An 18,228-nucleotide genomic window follows, 5' to 3' on the forward strand; every position below is an offset into this window, starting at 1 on the left:
GGCCGCAGGCGGGCCTAGTCGGGGTGGCGGGGCGCTTTCTTGGAGGGGGCGATGTAGGGGCGCGTCACATCCTTGAGCGTCACATCCAGCGCCTCGACACGCAGCGCAATCGCCCCGTCCCCTGCCAGCGTCACCTCAACACGGCCCGTGCCATCCTCGCCCGCCTCGAAGGTGATCGCGAGAATCGACAGGATCGTGTCTTTGTCGCGCGCCTCAAGCCCGAGGCTTTGCGCGCTGTGCACATCGTCAAAACACAGCACGGCCTGAACCCGCTCGACGGGGCGCTGGCGCTGCTGCGCAAATCCGGCATCCTCCCAGCGAAAACGATTGATCAGCAAAGCAAAACGGCGCTTGTCGCGGTCAAAGGAAATCTCGCCCGCAGGCACCACGGCGTCCTGGACCAAAGCGGAAAGGACGCGCAGATCGTCGGCGTCCAGCGCCTTGAGATTCAACGGCTTTTCATAGCCATCCTCGAATTTCGCGTCCTCAACCATGGTTCACTCCTTGATGCGTTCGATATGCGCGCCGACGCCGCTGAATTTTTCCTCGACCCGCTCGTAGCCGCGATCAAGGTGATAGACGCGGCTCACCACCGTTTCGCCCTCTGCCGCCAGTCCGGCCAGAATCAGCGACACGGAGGCGCGCAGATCGGTGGCCATGACGCGCGCGCCCTTGAGGCGTTCGACCCCGTGAACCGTCGCGTGACCGCCGTGCACCTCGATATTGGCACCCATGCGGATCAATTCGGGCGCATGCATGAACCTGTTCTCGAAAATCGTTTCTTCAAGAACCGAAGTGCCCTGCGCCGTACACAAAAGCGCCATCATCTGCGCCTGCAGGTCGGTCGGAAAGCCGGGGAAGATTTCGGTTTTCACGTCCACGGCTTTGACGCGCCCGTTTTTGCGGCTGACCGTCAGGCCGCGCGCGTCCTCGGTAACGGAAATGCCCGCTGCATCCAGTTTTTCGGCAAAGGCCGCGACAAGGTCCATCTTGCCACCCAGACAGGTGACGGTGCCGCCACAGATGGCGGGGGCCAGCATGAAGGTCCCGAGTTCGATGCGGTCGGTCACAACCGGGTGGGTGGCGCCGTGCAGCCGGTCCACCCCCTCGATGGTGATGGTCGCGGTGCCTTCGCCCTCGATCTGCGCGCCCATCGCCCGCAGGCAGCGCACCAGATCGACGATCTCGGGCTCTTTGGCGGCATTTTTCAGCACCGATGTGCCTTTTGCAAGCGTGGCCGCCATCACGAAGTTTTCGGTCGCGCCGACAGAGGCAAAACGCATTTCATGCACCGCGCCCTTGAGTTTGCCCCCCTTGGCTTTGGCGTGCAGGTAGCCCTCTTTCAACTCGATGTCCGCGCCCAGCGCCGCCAGAGCGTCAATATGAATGTCCATCGGACGCGCGCCAATGGCGCAGCCGCCGGGCAGAGAGACAACCGCATGGCCCAGACGCGCCAGCAGCGGCCCGAGCACAAGGTTGGAAGCTCGCATTTTTCGCACGATTTCATAATCGGCATGGGGGTTTATGTCGTTGTGACAGGACATTGCCAGCACCTTGCCATCTTGCAGGCTGGTGACTTCGGCCCCCAAAGAGGCCAGCAGCGCGGTCATGGTTTTGATGTCCGAGAGGCGCGGCGCATTGGTCAGCGTCAGCGGCTCGTCCGACAGCAATGTTGCGGGCATGAGCGTCAGACAGGCGTTCTTTGCGCCTGCAATCGGAATATCGCCGCTCAGCGGGCCATTGCCGCGCACCAGAATACTGTCCATCTTTACCGCCTATTCGTTATCTTTTTCGCTCGAGTCGGGCTGAGAGATCTGCGCAGGATCACCGTCCACCCCATCGCCCTCGCGCCGCGCACGGGTCTGGGCCTTGCGTTTGGCGAGATTCGCCCGCAAGGCGGCCTTCATCCGCGCGTCGCGGCTGCTGGACTGGGGTCGGTTGGGTGATTTGCGCTTGTCGTCTTGCTCCATGAGGGTTTCCTAGCGAAACGGGGCTAGGGCGTCCAGAACTTCGCTCACCTCTGCGCGACCTGTTGCTCTGCGCCGCAGCCGCGATCCCATTCCAAGAGTTTTCGCCCCTGGCCGATTTTTTCAACATTTACCGCTTGCGCGCCTTCTCGTTTGCGTCTAATCAGCCGCCCACAAGACGGGCGTGACGACGATCACACCGCACCGGCGCTGTAGTAGCTCAGTGGTAGAGCACTCCCTTGGTAAGGGAGAGGTCGGGAGTTCAATCCTCCCCTACAGCACCATTTATTCCCCGACAGTTTCGAGAAGACGCCTGACCGCGCGCGGATGTCATACCTCCGCCAAGGGCCTTGAAGACTGTCATTCCTGCGCGCCGCGGCAACGCGGGCCCAGCTTTGCGCGCCAGCATCAGTGCGTTTCGCGATCCGAGCGGTTAGAAATGCCGGTCTGCTTTTGGAAGATTTTTCATTGAAATCCGGCTGGTACCCGTGGCCGGACTCGAACCGGCACGCCTCGCGGCGGGGGATTTTGAATCCCCTGCGTCTACCATTCCGCCACACGGGCACAGCGCGATATCGCGCGGCCATCCAGCCGGTGCAAGCGATTTAGCGAAGCTGATCTGCGCCGTCCAGCGAAAAGCACACGAAAGCGCGCGAAAGCCACCGCCGACAAATCTGCAACTGTGGGGTTCGCGCCGCGACATCCCGCTCTCAACCGCGCGTTAACCCCTGCACCCTATCCTGACCCACAGACCTATATTCCAAAGGATCTGCCATGTTGGTTTCTATTTTGCGCCGTGCCTGCGCCTGCGCCCTGGCGCTTACGACCCTCGCCGCGCCTGCCCGGGCGGAGGAGATTCAGCTTGAACATATCAACGCTGCCGCCCTGATTTACACACGCGCTGTCGAAACAGCGCTCAACGCATGTCTTGTGCAAATCGACCCGACTCTTGCCTCGGCTTCCGAAACGGCAACTGCCATCGACCAAAACCTCGCCGGTCTGCTCGACGGCGATGCGGGGATCGGCCTGTTGCCGCTGTTCGACGCCGATTTGCGCGCCCAGGTCACGGCCCTCGCCGCGCTGCGCACTTCGGATGCCGCAACCTTCATTGCCGCCAGCCATGACCTTGTCGAGACGCTTGTCACCCGGCCCCACGACAATGCGCAGGATGTGCATTGGGTGATGACAGCCGCGCAATATCTTGCCGACACCCAGATGTTGATGACCAACCTTTGCGAAGCCGCGCGCAATGGCACCTTGATTGATGCTGCGCAAATCGCGCGCGAACAGACGACGCTGACGAACACCGCGAGCGCGCTGGTCAACGGTGATCCGCTGAGCGACCTTCCCCCGCCCGCAAGCCCGCAGATCGAACTGCGCGCCAAGATGGCCCTGTCGTTCTGGAACAGCTTTCTCAACGAGATGATCTTTTCCTACGCAACCGGTTCTGTGTCCTCGGGCACGATTATCGCCATCGCGCCGTCGCTCGACTCGCTGGTCAACAGCTTTCATGACATCATCGGCACCTACAATAGCGTCTAACGATCGCCCTGCCCGTCCTTTTGATGCGGCGGGGTCATGTCAAACGGCCCGTTTTCAGCGCGCCCGTCCCCGCGCGCACCGGCGGACAGGCTGCGGCCCTCCTGCGCGGGCGTTTCGCCCCTGAACTCGAAACTGTTGCGCGCTCGCGGCAGGGCATGCGGATGTTCGTTCTGCAACCATGTCAAAAGTTTTTCGCGCACTTCGCAGCGCAATTCCCAGAGGCGCGGCGAGGTGCGTGCGGACATCAAGCCGCGCAGCTCGACCACATAATCGCCGACTTCGGTGACTTGCAAATTAACGACCTGCCCGTCCCAATAGGGGCTGTCTTTGACGATATCGATCAACCGCGCACGGATCGCATCAATCGGTGCGGTATAGTCCACGCGCCACATCACCGCGCCAATGACATTCGTGCTGTCGCGCGTCCAGTTCTGGAACGGGTTCTCGATAAAATACGTAAGCGGCACCACAAGCCGGCGCCAGTCCCAGATGCGGATCACGACATAGGTCGCGGTGATTTCCTCGATCCAGCCCCATTCGCCCTCGACAATGACTACGTCATCGATACGGATCGGCTGGGTCAGGGCGATCTGAACACCCGCGAAAATATTTGACAAAACAGGACGCGCCGCGATCCCGATGACAAGGCCGGCCACACCGGCAGAGGCAAAAAGCGCAGAACCAAAGTCGCGCACCGCCGGAAAGGTCAGCAGAATCGAGCTGCCGGTAAGCATCACGATCACCACAAAAGAGGTCTGACGCAGCACGCGCAGCTGGGTGATGGTCTTGCGCGCCGTCAGGTTTTCCTCATCATCGGTTTTATAGCGATCCACGGCGCGCGTGGTAAAATGATTGACGAGAAGGATCAGGGTCCAACCGATCACGAGCAAGAGGACAATGCCCATCCCGCGCTGGATACCGTTGACCCACACCGTTGGCAACGACACCGCCGGCAGAATGATCAACAGCGCGACCAGAACCGCCACCATACGCATGGGCATCGCGGCGCGGCGCACCAATTCGCGCACCACATGCGAGCGATCCGCAAAGATCCGCCGGATCAACGCGCGCAACGCCCAGTTCAAGAGCAACCCCAAAACAATCGCCCCGGCCACAATGGCCAGATCGATGAAGGAATTATTAATCCGGTTTAAAAATACAAAAACGCGGTCGAGCATGGCTTCGACAGTCAAATGACATCTCCTTTGAGGTCTCCTCCCTCAAGAATGCGCCGTTTGGCGCTTAGTCGAACACCAGTTTGGCAATGACCAACAGAATGGCCGCCCCCACCAGCGCCGAAAGCACAAGCAGGACCAGCCCGCCCGCCGCGACCACCGTCGCCCCGAGCACCGCGAGCAGCAGCGGAAAAATCAGCGCCCCGACGACGCCCATCGCAATGTAGCGCAGCTTGTGGCGCCCGCCGTTCAACAGGGACGCAATCCATCCGGCCAAAACCCCGACCGCCAGTAAAAACAGCAGTCCCATGCCCCCTAAAACCGAAAATAACGTGTCCATGCCGCGCTCCAAAGTGTGATTTCACCAATCTAACGCCGCCCCCCCGCATCGCGTTCCAATCTGCGCAAGGCAGCGCAACACAATCTCAGGGCGCGCAGGGAGCATCGCGCAAGCTGCATAAATGTTCAGCAGATGGCGGATACGGCCGGAAAACGGCCAAAATTAGCGTTTTGCTTACGGATAGTTGTCATGGTCGACGTGACCTTTGGAGCCACGTGATGCCTGTCTATCTGAAAATCGGTGTTTTTCTGGCTCTTCTAGCCTGTCCGCAGCTTTGCCTCGCGCAATCGATGGTGAATGATATGGTCAATGTTGCCGGTCGCCAGCGGTTGCTTGCCCAGAGGATGGCCGCGCAGGCCTGCTATATTACCGCAGGCATTGAAGCAGCGCAGATGCAGGCCGCGTTAAAGCACGACATGATCCTGTTTGAGGACAGTTTGGAAAATCTTCTGAACGGCAATGAGGCCTTGGGCTGGCCGGCGACCCAAAACCCGCCTGTCCGTTCGACACTGATGCGTTCCAAGAAGATGTGGGAGGGAATGCAGCGCATGCTGGCCTTGCCAAGTGAAGGCACAGCGATGCGGCCCGCCTCTCTGGGCGCGCTCTCCAGTGCAGCGGACGAGCTGACGGAAGTCTCCAATCTCGCGACCAGCGCGCTTGAGCAAAGCATGGTGATGGCTTCGGCCAATCCGCTGACGACGCAGCTGGTCAACATCGCAGGACGCCAACGCATGCTGCTCAAACGGATGGAAAAAGGGCTATGCATGCTGTCGCTCGACCTCAAAAGCGAGATGCACCGCAGCCAACTCATCGAAACGCTGGACGAGTTCGACAGGGCAAGTTTCGCGCTGGCCTTCACCCATCCCGATTTCCGCATCCCGGCCCCGCCCACGCCGGAGATCGAACTTTCGACGGAATTGCTATTTTCCAACTGGGTGCGGATCATGCCCGAATTTGAATGGGCCGCCACCCAGGAGGGCACCATCGCGGACGAGATATTGATCGAGGTTGCGCAGACGGGGGCGTGGATGCTGGAAAACCAGAATGAACTGGTCAACCTCTATGCGCGCTTGGACTAAGGCGCTTTAGCGCACCGCACCACCGCGCTCTGATTTCAGGACAAACCAGCCGCGCCATTGTTTAAAATCACGGGCACGATGATCTCTTCCTCGTCGATCAAATGACGGTCCAGCAGCTCCCCAAAGGTCGCCAGTTCTTGGGAAAACCGCGCCGTATGCTCGCGTGCATCCGCGTCCTGCCCGGTGGTGAGCACCAGATTTGCCGCCTCGCTAAAGCGCGCCAGCATCCCGTCCATCGCCGCATGATCTCTTTCGAGAATATCAAACCCCCGCTCAAGTCGCCCATCAAGGGCTTTGAGGCGCGGGAAATAATGGTGGTCCTCGATCTGATGATGGCCATGCAACCCCGACACCAGCGAGCCGCCCATATGCGACAGCCGATGGGCGTAGCTTTGCGCCGACATATCGCGATCCAGCCGCTCCTGCGCATCGCGTTGCAGCTGGGCCAGAAGTTTGCGAAACCCCAAATGCCGCTCCAGCCAGAAAGACACCAAACCGCTGAATTCAGGGTGTGAGTCCCAGCCAAGACGCGGATAATCCGCCAAAAGCACGCGCAAGGCATCCGGCAATGACGCCTGCGCTTGCGCGCGCGTCTCCAAAAGAAACTCGTGATCCATCATACGACTGACAGTAGCGCGCGCGGGCGGCAGAACCAGCCCCAAACGGGGCGCGTGTCGCAATTGGGGCGATTTACCCCTGCCCCTAGCGCGCGCCTATGATAGGCTGGGACCATGACGACACGCCCCGAAAACATCCTGCGCCCAACCGACTCCGAGGCCCGCAGCCTTGCGCGCAGGCTTCTCAGCCACGCGCGGTTTGCCGCGCTCGGCGTCTTGGTGGATGGCGCGCCCCATGTGACACGCATCGGCTTTGGCATGACACCTGATTTCACTCCACTGACGTTGATTTCGGACCTCGCCCTACACACCCAAGCCTTGCGCACCGCCCCGACCTGTTCGCTCTTGATCGCAGAACCACCCGACAAGGGCGATCCCTTGGCCTTTCCCCGCCTTACCCTATCGGCGGTGGCTGAATTTGCGGAGAAAACCGACGATCTGCTTGCGGCATGGCGCAGCGATCACCCGAAATCCGCACTCTACCTCGCGTTTTCGGATTTCCATTTCGTGCGGTTTCGTCCCCTGAGTGGCGCGCTGAACGGCGGTTTTGGCAAAGCCTTTCACCTCACGGCAGATGATCTCACGCAGCCGGTGGCGCCTGAATAGCCAAGGCCGAGGAAAGTCCCCCCGGCCTTGGCTGCATGTCGTCGCGCGTTAAATCGGCTTATCGGCGCGAATAATCACGTTCACCGTCCCCTTGACCGGCTCGGACCAGTTCAACTGGGTCAATTTGGCCGTCGTGCCATAGTTGTTCACCACATAGGGGTGACTGAATACATTGGCATTGCTGGCATTTTTGATCGCGCCTTCGGGCATGACGGATTCTACCGTCCGCGCGTTCCCGCCAAAGGGCAGATAGGCCGAGGCATCCAGCGTCCAACTGGTCGCAGCCGTCGATTGCGTGAACTCCAAAGACACCGGGTTGAACGTGCTTTGATTGATCGCGTTGAACGTATTGCCAGAAAACACAAGGTTGCGCGTGCGCCAGTAGTCGAGCGTTGCAAAGCTTTCGTCGACGCGCTCAACGCGGTCCACATTGCCGTTCAACGCCTTGAACACGTTGCCCTGCACCGCCAGCCCCTGAATGAAATGTCCCGCGCCATAGGGTTTGATCACGATCCACGAAAAGGACGCCGCCACGTCATTGGCCGTGAAAATATTGCCCGTGACAGTCAGACCACCGAACGAAAACTCGTTGGAAAACGCGGGCGCGGCATCATGTTCATTCGTCATCTCGATAAACGAATTGTCGATGTAATTGCCGGTCACCAAAGATTTCACATTGGGATAGGTGAAAATGATCGACCCTTTGCGCGGGCTATCGGTCAACTGGTCGCCTTGGAAACAGTGGTTCCCGACAATCAGGTGGCCATTGCCAAACAAGATCATCGAATGCCCCATGTGTTGCATCCGGTTGTTGCGAATTTTGCTGTCGTTGGCATTCACGTTAAAGCCGATGGACGTGCGTGCGGTTGCAGCCAGGTTGCTTTCGTTGGAATAGAAATGACAGCGGTCGATTTGCAGATCCTGACAGCCGGTGCCAATCGAGGTGATGCCGCGGTCTTTGGGCTTTTTGAAGTGGCAATCCTTGACGTGGAACGTCTCGCCGGCCGGGGCCATCGCAATCGCCGAGGCGCGGCCGTTCAACAGAAATTCGACATCCGACAGCTGGAACTGCGAAAGCTTCGAAAACCCGGTGAAATCAAGCACATACTTATAGCGCGTGAAGGTGTAGGTCTGGGTGGATGCCGCGCCGTAGAACGGCTGGCTCAAGGTCAAAGACCCGGCGCCGACATTGACCGCTTTCACGTAAACCTCGCGGCCGACGCCCGCGCCGCTGATGCGCGCGCCGACGGGGATATTGGCGATATTGGCAACATTGGTCAGCTGTTCGGGCGAGGCCACCGAGTAGGTCGCACTTGACGTCACCACAGTGTCGTCCCACGCGCTGCTGGTCTGCACGTTGAACTGGCCATTGCGCACCACGCGACGCACCTCATAGGAGGTCTTGTTGCCGACAACCTCTTGCATATCAAAGGGTTCTGTCACTTCGATCCGGCGACCACAAAGATCCAGACTGTCATGGTCGGTAAAGTTCAGCAGCGCCTGAAACGCTTTGCGAAACGCCAGAACCTCATCCCCGAAGGCGTCGATATAGCTTGTCAGGTTGAAATCTTTGCGCATCGAAAAAATTGCGCCGGCGGGCATCGTGACCGTGCCCTCGAAACGCACGTGGTTTTCAAAGGTGATCCCGCCCGACAAGGCGTAAACGCCCTCGGCAATCAGGACGGTGCGCCCCGCCGCCGCCGCATCTGCTGCTTCAAAAGCCGCAAGCGAATCCGTGACGCCATCGCCAACCGCCCCGAAATCGCGCACATCAATCTGGCCCAGACTGTCGGCAAGAAAGAAATCCGACACATCCTCGATCACCAGATCGTCGATGCGCACGACACCGCCGTTGCTGCCCACCAGATCCAGACCAAAGTGTCCCAGGATCGGCGACAGCCCCCAAGGCATGTCAACGCCGCCACGCGCGCCTGTGCCGATAATTGCCGACACTTCAACAACTTCACCGTAGGCCGTTAGCGCCACTTCGGGGCCGACCTCGACCAAACCGTTTACGTGGGCCGTGCTGCTCGAACCTGCCCACCCCGCGATGCGCACAGAGCACAGGTTGCCCGACATGGCTTTGACCCGCGCAGTGACGCGCAGATACATGCCCGGCAGCATCGGCGTTTCGCCCATGTAGCGCAGCTTGGTGGTCGATGTTTGTTTGAGAATTTCCAGCGCACCGCCGAAATCTGCGTCCGCCGCGACGAAGGCCGCATTGGCCGCCGTTTCGTAGGTCGCCGAGCCGGGCGTGCCGTTTTCACTCGACCAGACGTCCAACCCGTTTGCAAATGTGGTCGGCATCAATGCCAGACCCTCGGTAATTGCCTTGTTCATTCGAACCCCTTTCCACATCCATGACATCCCGCGCGGCCTCAGGGTGAGGTCCGGTGCGTGATCCGAATGGGCAAAGGAATAGGGTCAACGGGTTAATCCCGCCGTTAACCAAGCGCGCGCCACAGCTCGGGGGGGCGCAACACAGGCGGGCGTCAGACAGCCAGTCCGGGCAACTCGATCGGACGCACGCCGTCGATTTTCCAGCCCTGCGCCGTCTCGATCAAAGTATATTCGAACACCTGTTCGCGTCCGTTTTCGCCGGTCACCGCCATCTCGACAATCTGGCGTCCGCCCTCGGCACGCTCGCCAATCAACCGCGCGCCCGCGCTGTCCCAGATCGGGGGGTAGCCCTGCTCGACCATCCGGGCGAAGGTTTCGATCGACCCGAAAAGACCTTTGATGGTGTCCGAGGCATGGCTCCACGCGCGCGCAACGTCACGGGTGTCAAACGCCTCAAGCTGCTCGCGCACCACCGCTTCGGGTGCGCTCATCGTTGTTTGCGCCCAAGCCGTGCCGCCCAGCGCAAGCGATGTCATCAATCCAAGTAAAATACGCATACCGATTTTCCCCTGTTGTGATGTCACTTAAACGGCACAACAGGGGTGTTTGGATCAATTTTCGTGCAAACCGCGGCCTCAGCCGAGCCTGCCCGCCAACCCATCCTCGATCAGGGCCACGGATTTTTCGACCCCGTAGAGTGCCATAAAGCTGCCGAACCGCGGCCCTTGGCTGGCACCCAAAAGCACCTCGTAGAGCGCCTTGAACCACTCGCGCAGGTTTTCAAAGCCGTTGTTCTTGCCGACGGCAAAGACCACCGACTGCAAGAAATCCCCATCGGTGAAATCCGCCTCCGGCAGTGCATCCTCAGTGCCCATCAGCGCATTCTTGCGCGCAATCTCGTCCAGCGCGGCCTCGGGACTTTGAAGCGCGGCCACCAGCGCCTGCAGCGCCCCGCGTTCCTGATCGTTCGGCGCGCGGAACACTTTCTCCGGCTTCACGAAATCATTGTAGTAACGCACCGCAAAACCCGCCGCCGCATCCAGTTGCGGATGGGTTTGTGGCGAGGCGTCGGGCGCATAGTTGCGCATGTAGCCCCACAGTTGTTCTTTCTGCTCTGCCCCCGCCACAGAGGCAAGGTTGAGCAACATCGAGAACGGCACCACCATATCCGACGCAGGCACATCCGCGCCGTGGATGTGGAACACGGGGTTTGCCGCTTGCTGCTCCGGTGTCTGGGTGGGATAGGCGCGCAACTGCTGGTGATACTCGTCCACCGCCCGCGGAATCACGTCAAAATGCATCCGTTTCGCGGTTTTGGGTTTCTGGAACATGAAATAGGCAAGGCTTTCGGTCGAGGCATAGCTCAGCCACTCGTCGATCGTCAGACCATTGCCCACGGATTTCGAAATCTTTTCACCGTTCTTGTCCAGAAACAGCTCATAGACAAAATGTGCCGGTTTGACACCGCCCAGAATTTCGCAAATGCGATCATAGACCGGCGAGTTGGCAGCATGATCCTTGCCATACATCTCGAAATCGACGCCCAGCGCCGCCCAACGCGCGCCAAAGTCGGGCTTCCACTGCAGTTTCACATTGCCGCCGGTGACGGGCAGCGTCCATTCACGCCCGTCCTCGTCATCGAAAGTGACCGTGTAATTCACCGCATCAACCGATTTGATCGGCACATAGAGCACGCGGCCGGTTTCGGGATGGATCGGCAGAAAGATCGAATAGGTCGCCGCCCGCTCCGCCCGCAAAGTCTTGAGCATGACTTTCATCACGTCGTCATAGCGCTCGCAGGCGCGTTTCAGCACCGCATCGAAATCGCCCGATTTGTAAAACGCCGTGGCCGAGTAGAATTCATACTCGAACCCGAAAGTATCCAGAAAACGGCGCAGCATCGCGTTGTTATGCGCGCCAAAGCTGTCGTATTCCCCGAAAGGATCGGGCACGGCACTCAGCGGCTTTTGCGCATTGGCCTGCAACATCTCCTGTTGCGGCATATTCGCGGGCACTTTGCGCATTCCGTCCATATCGTCGGAAAAACAAATCAGCTTGGTGGGAATATCGGAAATCACCTCGAAGGCGCGGCGGATCATCGTCGTGCGCAACACTTCGCCAAAGGTGCCAAGGTGCGGTAGACCCGAGGGCCCGTAGCCCGTTTCGAACAGCACATAGCCCTTTTTGTCCTTGGACTGCTCATAGCGTTTCAATACGGCCCGCGCTTCTTCAAACGGCCAGGCTTTCGACGTCATTCCAGCGTCACGCAGATCAGTCATCACGACATTCCTCAAACTCGCGCGAGGTCGCTCCCCGCAAGCCCCCTCTCCTATTGCCCCGCCCCGATTTCGTCAATAATCTGCCGCTCAACCGTGCTCAAAGGACTATAAAAGTGCAGGATTTCACCCATTCGATGACGCCGCAGGACTGCCTCGTGGCGATCATGTTCGCCGTCTCCGCCTCCGACGAGACGATCCGCACCTCGGAATTGCTCTCGATCGAAAATATCGTGAATCACCTTCCGGTCTTTGGCGATTACGATGCCGACCGCATCACAGGCGTCAGCCAAACGGTTATCGCGCTGTTTGACCAGGAGGACGGGCTGGATGCGCTGTTTGGCCTTGTGCGCGAAAACCTTCCCGAGCGCCTCTTTGAAACCGCCTATGCGCTGGCTTGCGATGTTGCGGCCTCGGACGGGCGTATCCGCGATAGCGAATTGCGCATGCTCGAAGAAATCCGCGACGAACTGGAACTCGACCGCCTTCATGCCGCTGCGATCGAGCGTGGCGCCCGCGCGCGCCACCTCACCATCGCACAGGTGTCACACTAAACGGCGTAAAGCGTCGACCAGCGCGAAATCCACGCGCGGTGCAACGCCTTGGCGCGGCTGTTGTAGGTCCGCGCCCCGACGGGCACCTCTGCCGCGCTCGCTTGTGCCTGACGGCGCGCGGGCAGATCGGCGGCAAAACTGGCGAAAGCCAGACGTTTGCCGCCGACCTCGACATAGCCTGCCAATGCCGAGGCAAAGTCCAACGTGCCGGTTTTGGCAACCACGCTCACACCCTCATCCTCGACCGCGACCGCCTTCAACAGGGGCGCAAGGCGCGCCTCCACCCCGGGGGCGACCAGAACGCGCACCATATCCGCGCCCGTGATGCGGCTTGCGCCCCCCAGGCCGGAATGATCCACAAAGGACAGGCTTCGCACGCCAAACCGCGCCTGCGCCCAGTCGCTCATCAGCCCTGCCGAGGCCTTCAAGGTGCTGGCTTGCCCGCCGCGCGCGCGCGTGGTCGCCAGACCCAAAACCTCTGCGGTCAGGTTGGTTGAATATTTCAACATGTCCTTGACGATCACCGTCAACGGCGCGCTCGCGACGCTGGCCACAACCGTGCCTGCGCTAAGACCGCGCGCCTCCTGCACCGGTCCCAATCGCACGCCCTGCGCCGCGGCAAGCGTCGCAAAGACATCGCCTGCGTAAAGCGCGGGCCTGCGCACCGGCAACCAGCGCGACCCGCCATTGCCCAGCGCTTCCTGGGCCACGGACCAATATTCATGCGTCGCATCCGCTCGATAGGCAAACAGCGGCGTGCTGCGCGCAACGATGCTGACCGATGCGACCCGCACAGCAGGCACCACCGTCGCCGCGCGCGCATCCATCGACACCGCATAGGCCCCGCCCTGCTTGCGCCATTCGAAATTCACACGGTTATAATTCAGGTTCAGCCCCGAAATCGCCGGATTGTAGCCTGCGTAATCGGTTTGGTCGCTGTCGATCCGCTCGATCTGGGGCAAGGCCCCGTCCCACACCCGAAACGCTCCCGAAACACCGGTGATCCCTGCCGCTTTCAGTTGCGCCACCAGCGCCACCAACCCGTCGCTGTCGAGCGTAGGATCACCGCCCCCCGCCAAAACCAAATCGCCCTGAACGATGCCGCCCGCAACAGGCCCCGTGGCGATCACCTGCGTGCCAAAGCGGTGATCTGCCCCGAGATGTTCAAGCGCATAGAGCGCGGTAATCACCTTGGCCACCGAGGCGGGGGGCAAGGCATCGGCCCCGTCGAACTGATCCAGCATCACGCCCGTGGCCGCATCCGCCACCGCAGCACTTACGGCCCCGCCAAGGCGCGCATCCGCCACGACCTGCGCCCCGCTTGGCACCGCGCGCTTCCACAGATCGCTTGGCCGCGCCACCGGATAGGGCGAGCGCACAACCGCGGGGGCTGTTTGCGCCCCAAGCGGGCTTGCGAGCGCCAGCGCACCGCTGGCAGCCCCTGCGCCCAAAAAGGCACGGCGGCTCAAACGCGCAGCATTGGTGCGCGCGGCGCTGGATTTTGGGATGGCGTCGGGGGAACGGGAATCGCGTGTCATGCGCGCGAGTTAAGCCCGCGCCCGCGCGCACTGCAAGCCACAGCCATGGCGCGCGCGTTCACAAGCCGGACAGAAGCCGCCCTAGCCCGCCCAATCGCCCCGCGCCCGGATCGCCGAGGACGAGGCATCGCTCATCGGGACATTCACATAGCACCAGCGCGGCGCGCGGCCCTTGGCCAGCATCCGGCTTTCGCGCGACGGCAATCTGGCCCCTTCATAGACATTCGCCGCCCGCGAGACCCGCGCCGTAATCGAGGCCCCGGGCCGCGCGATGACGCCGATCGGCACGGTTTCCATGATCCAGCGCCAATGGTCCCAGCGATGGAATTGCGCCAGATTGTCCGCGCCCATCAGCCAAACAAAAGTGACCCCCGGATAGGCTTTTATGAGCGCTTTCAGCGTCGCCGCCGTATAGCGCGTGCCCGCTTGCGTTTCGAAATCGGTAATCCTGACGCGCGGGTGATCCATCACGTCGCGCGCGCGCGCCAAACGCCGTTCTATTTCGGCTGGACCATGCGCCTTAAGCGGATTGCCCGGCGACACCAACCACCACACCTCATCCAGGCCAAAGCGCTTGAGCGCAGCGCGGGTGATATGGGCATGCCCTTCGTGGGCCGGATCAAACGATCCCCCCAAAAGGCCGATAACCTGTCCGGCGCGGGCATGTGGCAATATGTGGCGCATTGCCGCGCATCTGGCAGGCAAGTCAGGCGCTTGTCCAGTACTCCACAGCCAAGATGTCACAAATGCTGCAAAAAAGCCCTGCCGCAGCACGTGGCGCGGCAGGGCGGATCACCGCTTGGCACAAAGCGTCAAAGGGGCGCAGCCCTAGTGATGGGAATGCGTCATCCCCTCGATGACCGTCACCATCGGCGCGGGCATGGCCAAATCGGAGGTGGTTTCGCCGGCGGCCGGCACCTCGGTCCAGGCCGCTTGCGCCCCGTCACACAGCTGGGTCACTTTGAAATAGAGCGGCGTATCCACCGCCAATTCCGCCGCAACGGTGCCGCGTACAACGAATTCGTCGTACCAGGCATCCTCAAGAACGCCGCCCGACCAGACCACCGTGCGCGCGCCCTCGGCCACAGGGCTGCCATGCACGACATAGCGCGCCGCATAGGCCCCATTTTCGACCTTCAGATGCCAGCCTGCTTTGGGCATCGGCTTGGCCGACACAAAGCCCTCGGGCAACGCCACGCGCAAGGCCTTGGTGGCCTTGCCCTCGCAGCCGTGGCCAATGCGGATCACCGCCTTATAGGCCGCCCCGCGCTGCGCCGTGCCGCTTTCAAGCGTGGCATGGGCAAAGACCGGCGAGAGGGAAAAAAGCACAGCCGCAGCCGCACCGCAAAATACAGTTTTCATTTGATTTTATCCGATTGTGAAAGGAAAGAAGCGGCCCGCTGTGACACCTCAGGATGTCGCAGGTCAGGCCGCGATCAGGCCGTGATCAGCCCTGTTCCAATCGGCGGGGCGCGCGCAAAATATCGCGCGGGATGGCGGTGCGCCTGCTGCGACTTCGGCGCGGGCCGCAGGGCGATGCGATACAGAGGCGCACGCGGGCGCGTGGCGTGCAGATGCGCGGGCAAAACCGCATGTGACGCCAACACGCAAGCGGCGCAATCGCGGGGTGTTTCTTCTCCCCCGGCGCCATGCCCGCATATCTCCATCGCCTCAAGCGCGACGCCGTACAATGTGGTTTCGATGTCGACACGCGCCATGCGCGGCTGGTGCAGGCCGATGACGAACGCAAGCGAGAGCGCGGCCAAAAGCCCTGCAACCGTCACTCCTCTGTCTCGCATCGCCTGCATTTTCGCGTTCCAAGCTGCCCCGCCGCGTCCATAGGCGGCAAGCCGCTCCAAAACCCATAGGCGGCAAGCCGCTCCAAAACAAGGGGACGAAGCGCCCGATACCGGAGCAGGCTTGCGCCACGGCCTGCCCCGTGCGCGCGCATTGCACGCAGCCCCTCAAACCGCTAAACCAGCGCAAAATATCGCCCTTAACCCGCACCAACGGAGCATTCCCATGGCAGCCAATCAGTTCGTTTACTTCATGGACGGCGTGTCCAAAACATACCCCGGCGGCAAAAAGGTGTTTGAAAACATCCGTCTAAACTTTCTCCCCGGTGTGAAGATCGGGGTGGTTGGCGTGAACGGCACGGGGAAATCGACCCTGATGCGCATCATGGCCGGTCAGGACAAAGATTTCCAAGGCGAAGCTTGGGCCGCAGAGGGCGCAAATGTCGGCTACCTGCCGCAGGAACCCGAACTCGACCCCTCGCTCGACGTGCGTGGCAACGTGATGCTTGGCGTGGCCGAGAAAAAGGCCGTGCTCGATCGCTACAACGAACTCGCGATGAACTACTCCGAAGAAACCGCCGACGAAATGGCCGCGCTTCAGGATGAAATCGACGCACAGAACCTCTGGGATCTCGACAGCCAGATCGACGTGGCGCTCGAGGCACTGCGCTGCCCCCCCGATGACGCTGAGGTGACAACGCTTTCGGGCGGTGAAAAGCGCCGCGTGGCCCTGTGCAAACTGCTGCTCGAAGCGCCCGATATGCTGCTCCTCGACGAGCCGACCAACCACCTCGACGCCGAAACCATCGCATGGCTGCAACAACACCTGATCGACTACAAAGGCACCATCCTCTGCGTCACCCACGACCGCTATTTCCTCGATGATATCACCGGCTGGATTCTCGAACTCGACCGCGGTGCAGGCATCCCCTACGAGGGCAACTATTCCTCTTGGCTTGAACAGAAAGCCAAACGCCTGTCCCAGGAAGCGCGCGAGGACAAATCCAAACAGAAAACGCTGGAACGCGAACTAGAATGGATGCGTCAGGGCGCAAAGGCCCGTCAGGCCAAGCAAAAAGCGCGCATCAACGCCTATAACGAACTCGCCGGTCAGTCCGAGCGCGAAAAAGTGGGCCGTGCGCAGATCGTCATCCCGAACGGCCCGCGCCTTGGCAACAAGGTGATCGAAGTCAAAGGCCTGAAAAAGGCGATGGGCGACAAGCTTCTGGTGGAGGGGCTCGAATTTTCCCTGCCGCCGGGCGGGATTGTCGGCGTGATCGGCCCCAACGGCGCGGGGAAAACCACGCTGTTTCGGATGCTTACGGGCCAGGAACAGCCCGACGAAGGCACGGTCGAATACGGCGATACGGTCAAACTCAGCTACGTCGATCAGTCCCGCGACGACCTCGACCCCAACGCCAACGTCTGGGAAGCCATTGCGGATGGCCAAGACATCATCAAACTCGGCGATGCCGAAGTGAACGGCCGCGCCTATTGCTCGACCTTCAACTTCAAAGGCGGCGACCAGCAGAAAAAAGTCGGCATTCTGTCGGGCGGGGAACGCAACCGTGTCCACATGGCGCGCCTCTTGCGCTCGGGTGGCAACGTGCTGCTGCTCGATGAGCCGACCAACGACCTCGACGTCGACACGCTGCGCGCGCTCGAAGACGCGCTGACCGATTTCGCGGGCTGCGCTGTGGTTATTTCGCACGACCGCTTCTTCCTCGACCGCATCTGCACCCACATCCTCGCCTTTGAAGGCGATGCGCATGTGGAATGGTTCGAAGGCAACTTTGAAGACTACGAAGAAGACAAAAAGCGCCGCCTTGGCGCCGATGCCCTGGAACCCAAACGCCTGAAACACAAGAAGTTCACGCGCTAGGACGGGCCAAGGCGCCCCAAAGAGCCCAAGAACCATCTGGCGCGAGACGCCCCCAAGCAGGCCCCCGAAAGGCGCGGCCTGCCCAACAAAGCGACACCAAAAGAAACCCCTTACTGAGTCGCAAATTACATGCTATAACCCGCCCTGCGACGTTATCTCTTTCGACCCTTCTGTTTTCCTTACGGCTACAGTCTTCGATCGACCACTGACCTAGCCGGGCTGCCGCAGTATCGCGGGCAGCGCAAAACAGGAGTATACACGATGGCTAATGGCACCGTGAAATGGTTTAACAGCACCAAAGGTTTCGGCTTTATCGAGCCCGAAGGCGGCAAAAAAGACGTGTTCGTTCACATCTCCGCAGTCGAGCGTTCGGGTCTCACCACCCTGCGTGATGGCGCGAAAGTCACTTTCGACATCGAAGCTGGCCGTGACGGCCGTGAGTCCGCGATCAACCTCGCACTCGCATAAGACTTCCCTCGCGGGAAATCTGCAAAGATTTCAAAGGCGTCCACTTTG

The 18,228-nt window shown here is 60.7% G+C and carries 19 protein-coding genes and 2 tRNA genes; 7 read left to right on the forward strand and 14 right to left on the reverse strand.

Going from position 1 to position 18,228, the window contains the following annotated elements; all coding sequences use genetic code 11:
- Positions 1-14: 14 nt before the first annotated feature.
- The 3 genes from AQS8620_RS13485 to AQS8620_RS13495 are packed head-to-tail and all read right to left on the reverse strand — an operon-like array spanning position 15 to position 1,970.
- The gene (locus AQS8620_RS13485; RefSeq protein WP_085837485.1) at positions 15-494 is read right to left on the reverse strand and encodes a DUF2948 family protein; all 480 of its coding nucleotides are present in this window, start codon (positions 492-494) and stop codon (positions 15-17) included.
- 3 nt (positions 495-497) lie between these two features.
- Positions 498-1,766, reverse strand: a complete 1,269-nt coding sequence (gene murA, locus AQS8620_RS13490) for a UDP-N-acetylglucosamine 1-carboxyvinyltransferase (RefSeq protein WP_085837487.1) — start codon at positions 1,764-1,766, stop codon at positions 498-500.
- A gap of 9 nt (positions 1,767-1,775) precedes the next feature.
- Positions 1,776-1,970, reverse strand: coding sequence for a hypothetical protein (locus AQS8620_RS13495; protein ID WP_085837489.1), 195 nt, complete (start codon positions 1,968-1,970; stop codon positions 1,776-1,778).
- Positions 1,971-2,176: 206 nt separating this feature from the next.
- On the opposite strand from AQS8620_RS13495, the gene AQS8620_RS13500 reads away from it, so the two are divergent.
- Positions 2,177-2,251 (forward strand) — tRNA-Thr (locus tag AQS8620_RS13500).
- A 196-nt stretch (positions 2,252-2,447) separates the two neighbouring features.
- On the opposite strand, the gene AQS8620_RS13505 is transcribed toward AQS8620_RS13500, so the two are convergent.
- Positions 2,448-2,531: transfer RNA gene (locus tag AQS8620_RS13505), tRNA-Leu, on the reverse strand.
- A gap of 210 nt (positions 2,532-2,741) precedes the next feature.
- On the opposite strand from AQS8620_RS13505, the gene AQS8620_RS13510 reads away from it, so the two are divergent.
- Positions 2,742-3,509: a hypothetical protein gene (locus AQS8620_RS13510; RefSeq protein WP_085837491.1), complete on the forward strand. Its 768-nt coding sequence runs from the start codon at positions 2,742-2,744 to the stop codon at positions 3,507-3,509.
- Here the strand turns inward: AQS8620_RS13510 and AQS8620_RS13515 are convergent.
- A complete protein-coding gene (locus tag AQS8620_RS13515) occupies positions 3,506-4,702 on the reverse strand; it encodes a mechanosensitive ion channel family protein (protein ID WP_143267529.1) in 1,197 nt (398 codons plus the stop codon). The genes AQS8620_RS13510 and AQS8620_RS13515 overlap by 4 nt on opposite strands.
- Positions 4,703-4,751: 49 nt before the next feature.
- A complete protein-coding gene (locus tag AQS8620_RS13520; protein ID WP_085837495.1) occupies positions 4,752-5,024 on the reverse strand; it encodes a GlsB/YeaQ/YmgE family stress response membrane protein in 273 nt (90 codons plus the stop codon).
- A gap of 218 nt (positions 5,025-5,242) precedes the next feature.
- Here AQS8620_RS13520 and AQS8620_RS13525 point away from each other — a divergent pair, with 218 nt between their 5' ends.
- The gene (locus tag AQS8620_RS13525) at positions 5,243-6,103 is read left to right on the forward strand and encodes a type IV pili methyl-accepting chemotaxis transducer N-terminal domain-containing protein (protein WP_085837497.1); all 861 of its coding nucleotides are present in this window, start codon (positions 5,243-5,245) and stop codon (positions 6,101-6,103) included.
- 35 nt (positions 6,104-6,138) lie between these two features.
- Here the strand turns inward: AQS8620_RS13525 and AQS8620_RS13530 are convergent, their stop codons facing one another.
- Positions 6,139-6,723, reverse strand: a complete 585-nt coding sequence (locus AQS8620_RS13530) for a hemerythrin domain-containing protein (protein WP_234990494.1) — start codon at positions 6,721-6,723, stop codon at positions 6,139-6,141.
- Between the two features lie 111 nt (positions 6,724-6,834).
- Between AQS8620_RS13530 and AQS8620_RS13535 the strand changes: the two genes are divergently transcribed.
- Entirely contained in the window at positions 6,835-7,326 is a 492-nt protein-coding gene (locus AQS8620_RS13535; RefSeq protein WP_085837499.1) for a HugZ family pyridoxamine 5'-phosphate oxidase, read from the forward strand.
- 48 nt (positions 7,327-7,374) lie between these two features.
- Here the strand turns inward: AQS8620_RS13535 and AQS8620_RS13540 are convergent, their stop codons facing one another.
- From AQS8620_RS13540 to AQS8620_RS13550, 3 genes are all read right to left on the reverse strand, one after another.
- Complete coding sequence (locus tag AQS8620_RS13540; protein ID WP_085837501.1) at positions 7,375-9,666, reverse strand: glycosyl hydrolase family 28-related protein; 2,292 nt, start codon at positions 9,664-9,666, stop codon at positions 7,375-7,377.
- 152 nt (positions 9,667-9,818) lie between these two features.
- Entirely contained in the window at positions 9,819-10,223 is a 405-nt protein-coding gene (locus AQS8620_RS13545) for a DUF4864 domain-containing protein (RefSeq protein ID WP_085837503.1), read from the reverse strand.
- Positions 10,224-10,301: 78 nt separating this feature from the next.
- A complete protein-coding gene (locus AQS8620_RS13550; RefSeq protein ID WP_085837504.1) occupies positions 10,302-11,945 on the reverse strand; it encodes a lysine--tRNA ligase in 1,644 nt (547 codons plus the stop codon).
- Positions 11,946-12,079: 134 nt separating this feature from the next.
- Here AQS8620_RS13550 and AQS8620_RS13555 point away from each other — a divergent pair, with 134 nt between their 5' ends.
- Positions 12,080-12,496: a tellurite resistance TerB family protein gene (locus AQS8620_RS13555; protein WP_085837613.1), complete on the forward strand. Its 417-nt coding sequence runs from the start codon at positions 12,080-12,082 to the stop codon at positions 12,494-12,496.
- On the opposite strand, the gene dacB is transcribed toward AQS8620_RS13555, so the two are convergent.
- The 4 genes from dacB to AQS8620_RS13575 form a co-directional block, all read right to left on the reverse strand.
- Positions 12,493-14,034, reverse strand: coding sequence for a D-alanyl-D-alanine carboxypeptidase/D-alanyl-D-alanine endopeptidase (gene dacB, locus AQS8620_RS13560; protein ID WP_085837506.1), 1,542 nt, complete (start codon positions 14,032-14,034; stop codon positions 12,493-12,495). The two genes, AQS8620_RS13555 and dacB, sit on opposite strands and share 4 nt — an antisense overlap.
- Positions 14,035-14,115: 81 nt before the next feature.
- Positions 14,116-14,718 (reverse strand): nicotinate-nucleotide adenylyltransferase, encoded by a 603-nt coding sequence (locus AQS8620_RS13565; RefSeq protein WP_085837508.1) that lies wholly within the window; start codon positions 14,716-14,718, stop codon positions 14,116-14,118.
- Between the two features lie 144 nt (positions 14,719-14,862).
- Positions 14,863-15,396, reverse strand: a complete 534-nt coding sequence (locus AQS8620_RS13570; RefSeq protein ID WP_085837510.1) for a YcnI family copper-binding membrane protein — start codon at positions 15,394-15,396, stop codon at positions 14,863-14,865.
- Between the two features lie 74 nt (positions 15,397-15,470).
- On the reverse strand, positions 15,471-15,833 hold the full coding sequence (locus AQS8620_RS13575) for a hypothetical protein (RefSeq protein WP_143267530.1): 363 nt from the start codon (positions 15,831-15,833) through the stop codon (positions 15,471-15,473).
- Between the two features lie 223 nt (positions 15,834-16,056).
- Between AQS8620_RS13575 and ettA the strand changes: the two genes are divergently transcribed.
- On the forward strand, positions 16,057-17,712 hold the full coding sequence (gene ettA / locus AQS8620_RS13580) for an energy-dependent translational throttle protein EttA (protein ID WP_085837513.1): 1,656 nt from the start codon (positions 16,057-16,059) through the stop codon (positions 17,710-17,712).
- Between the two features lie 261 nt (positions 17,713-17,973).
- Positions 17,974-18,180, forward strand: coding sequence for a cold-shock protein (locus tag AQS8620_RS13585; protein WP_085837515.1), 207 nt, complete (start codon positions 17,974-17,976; stop codon positions 18,178-18,180).
- Positions 18,181-18,228 lie beyond the last annotated feature (48 nt).

Source organism: Aquimixticola soesokkakensis, from assembly GCF_900172375.1.
Lineage (GTDB): Bacteria > Pseudomonadota > Alphaproteobacteria > Rhodobacterales > Rhodobacteraceae > Aquimixticola > Aquimixticola soesokkakensis.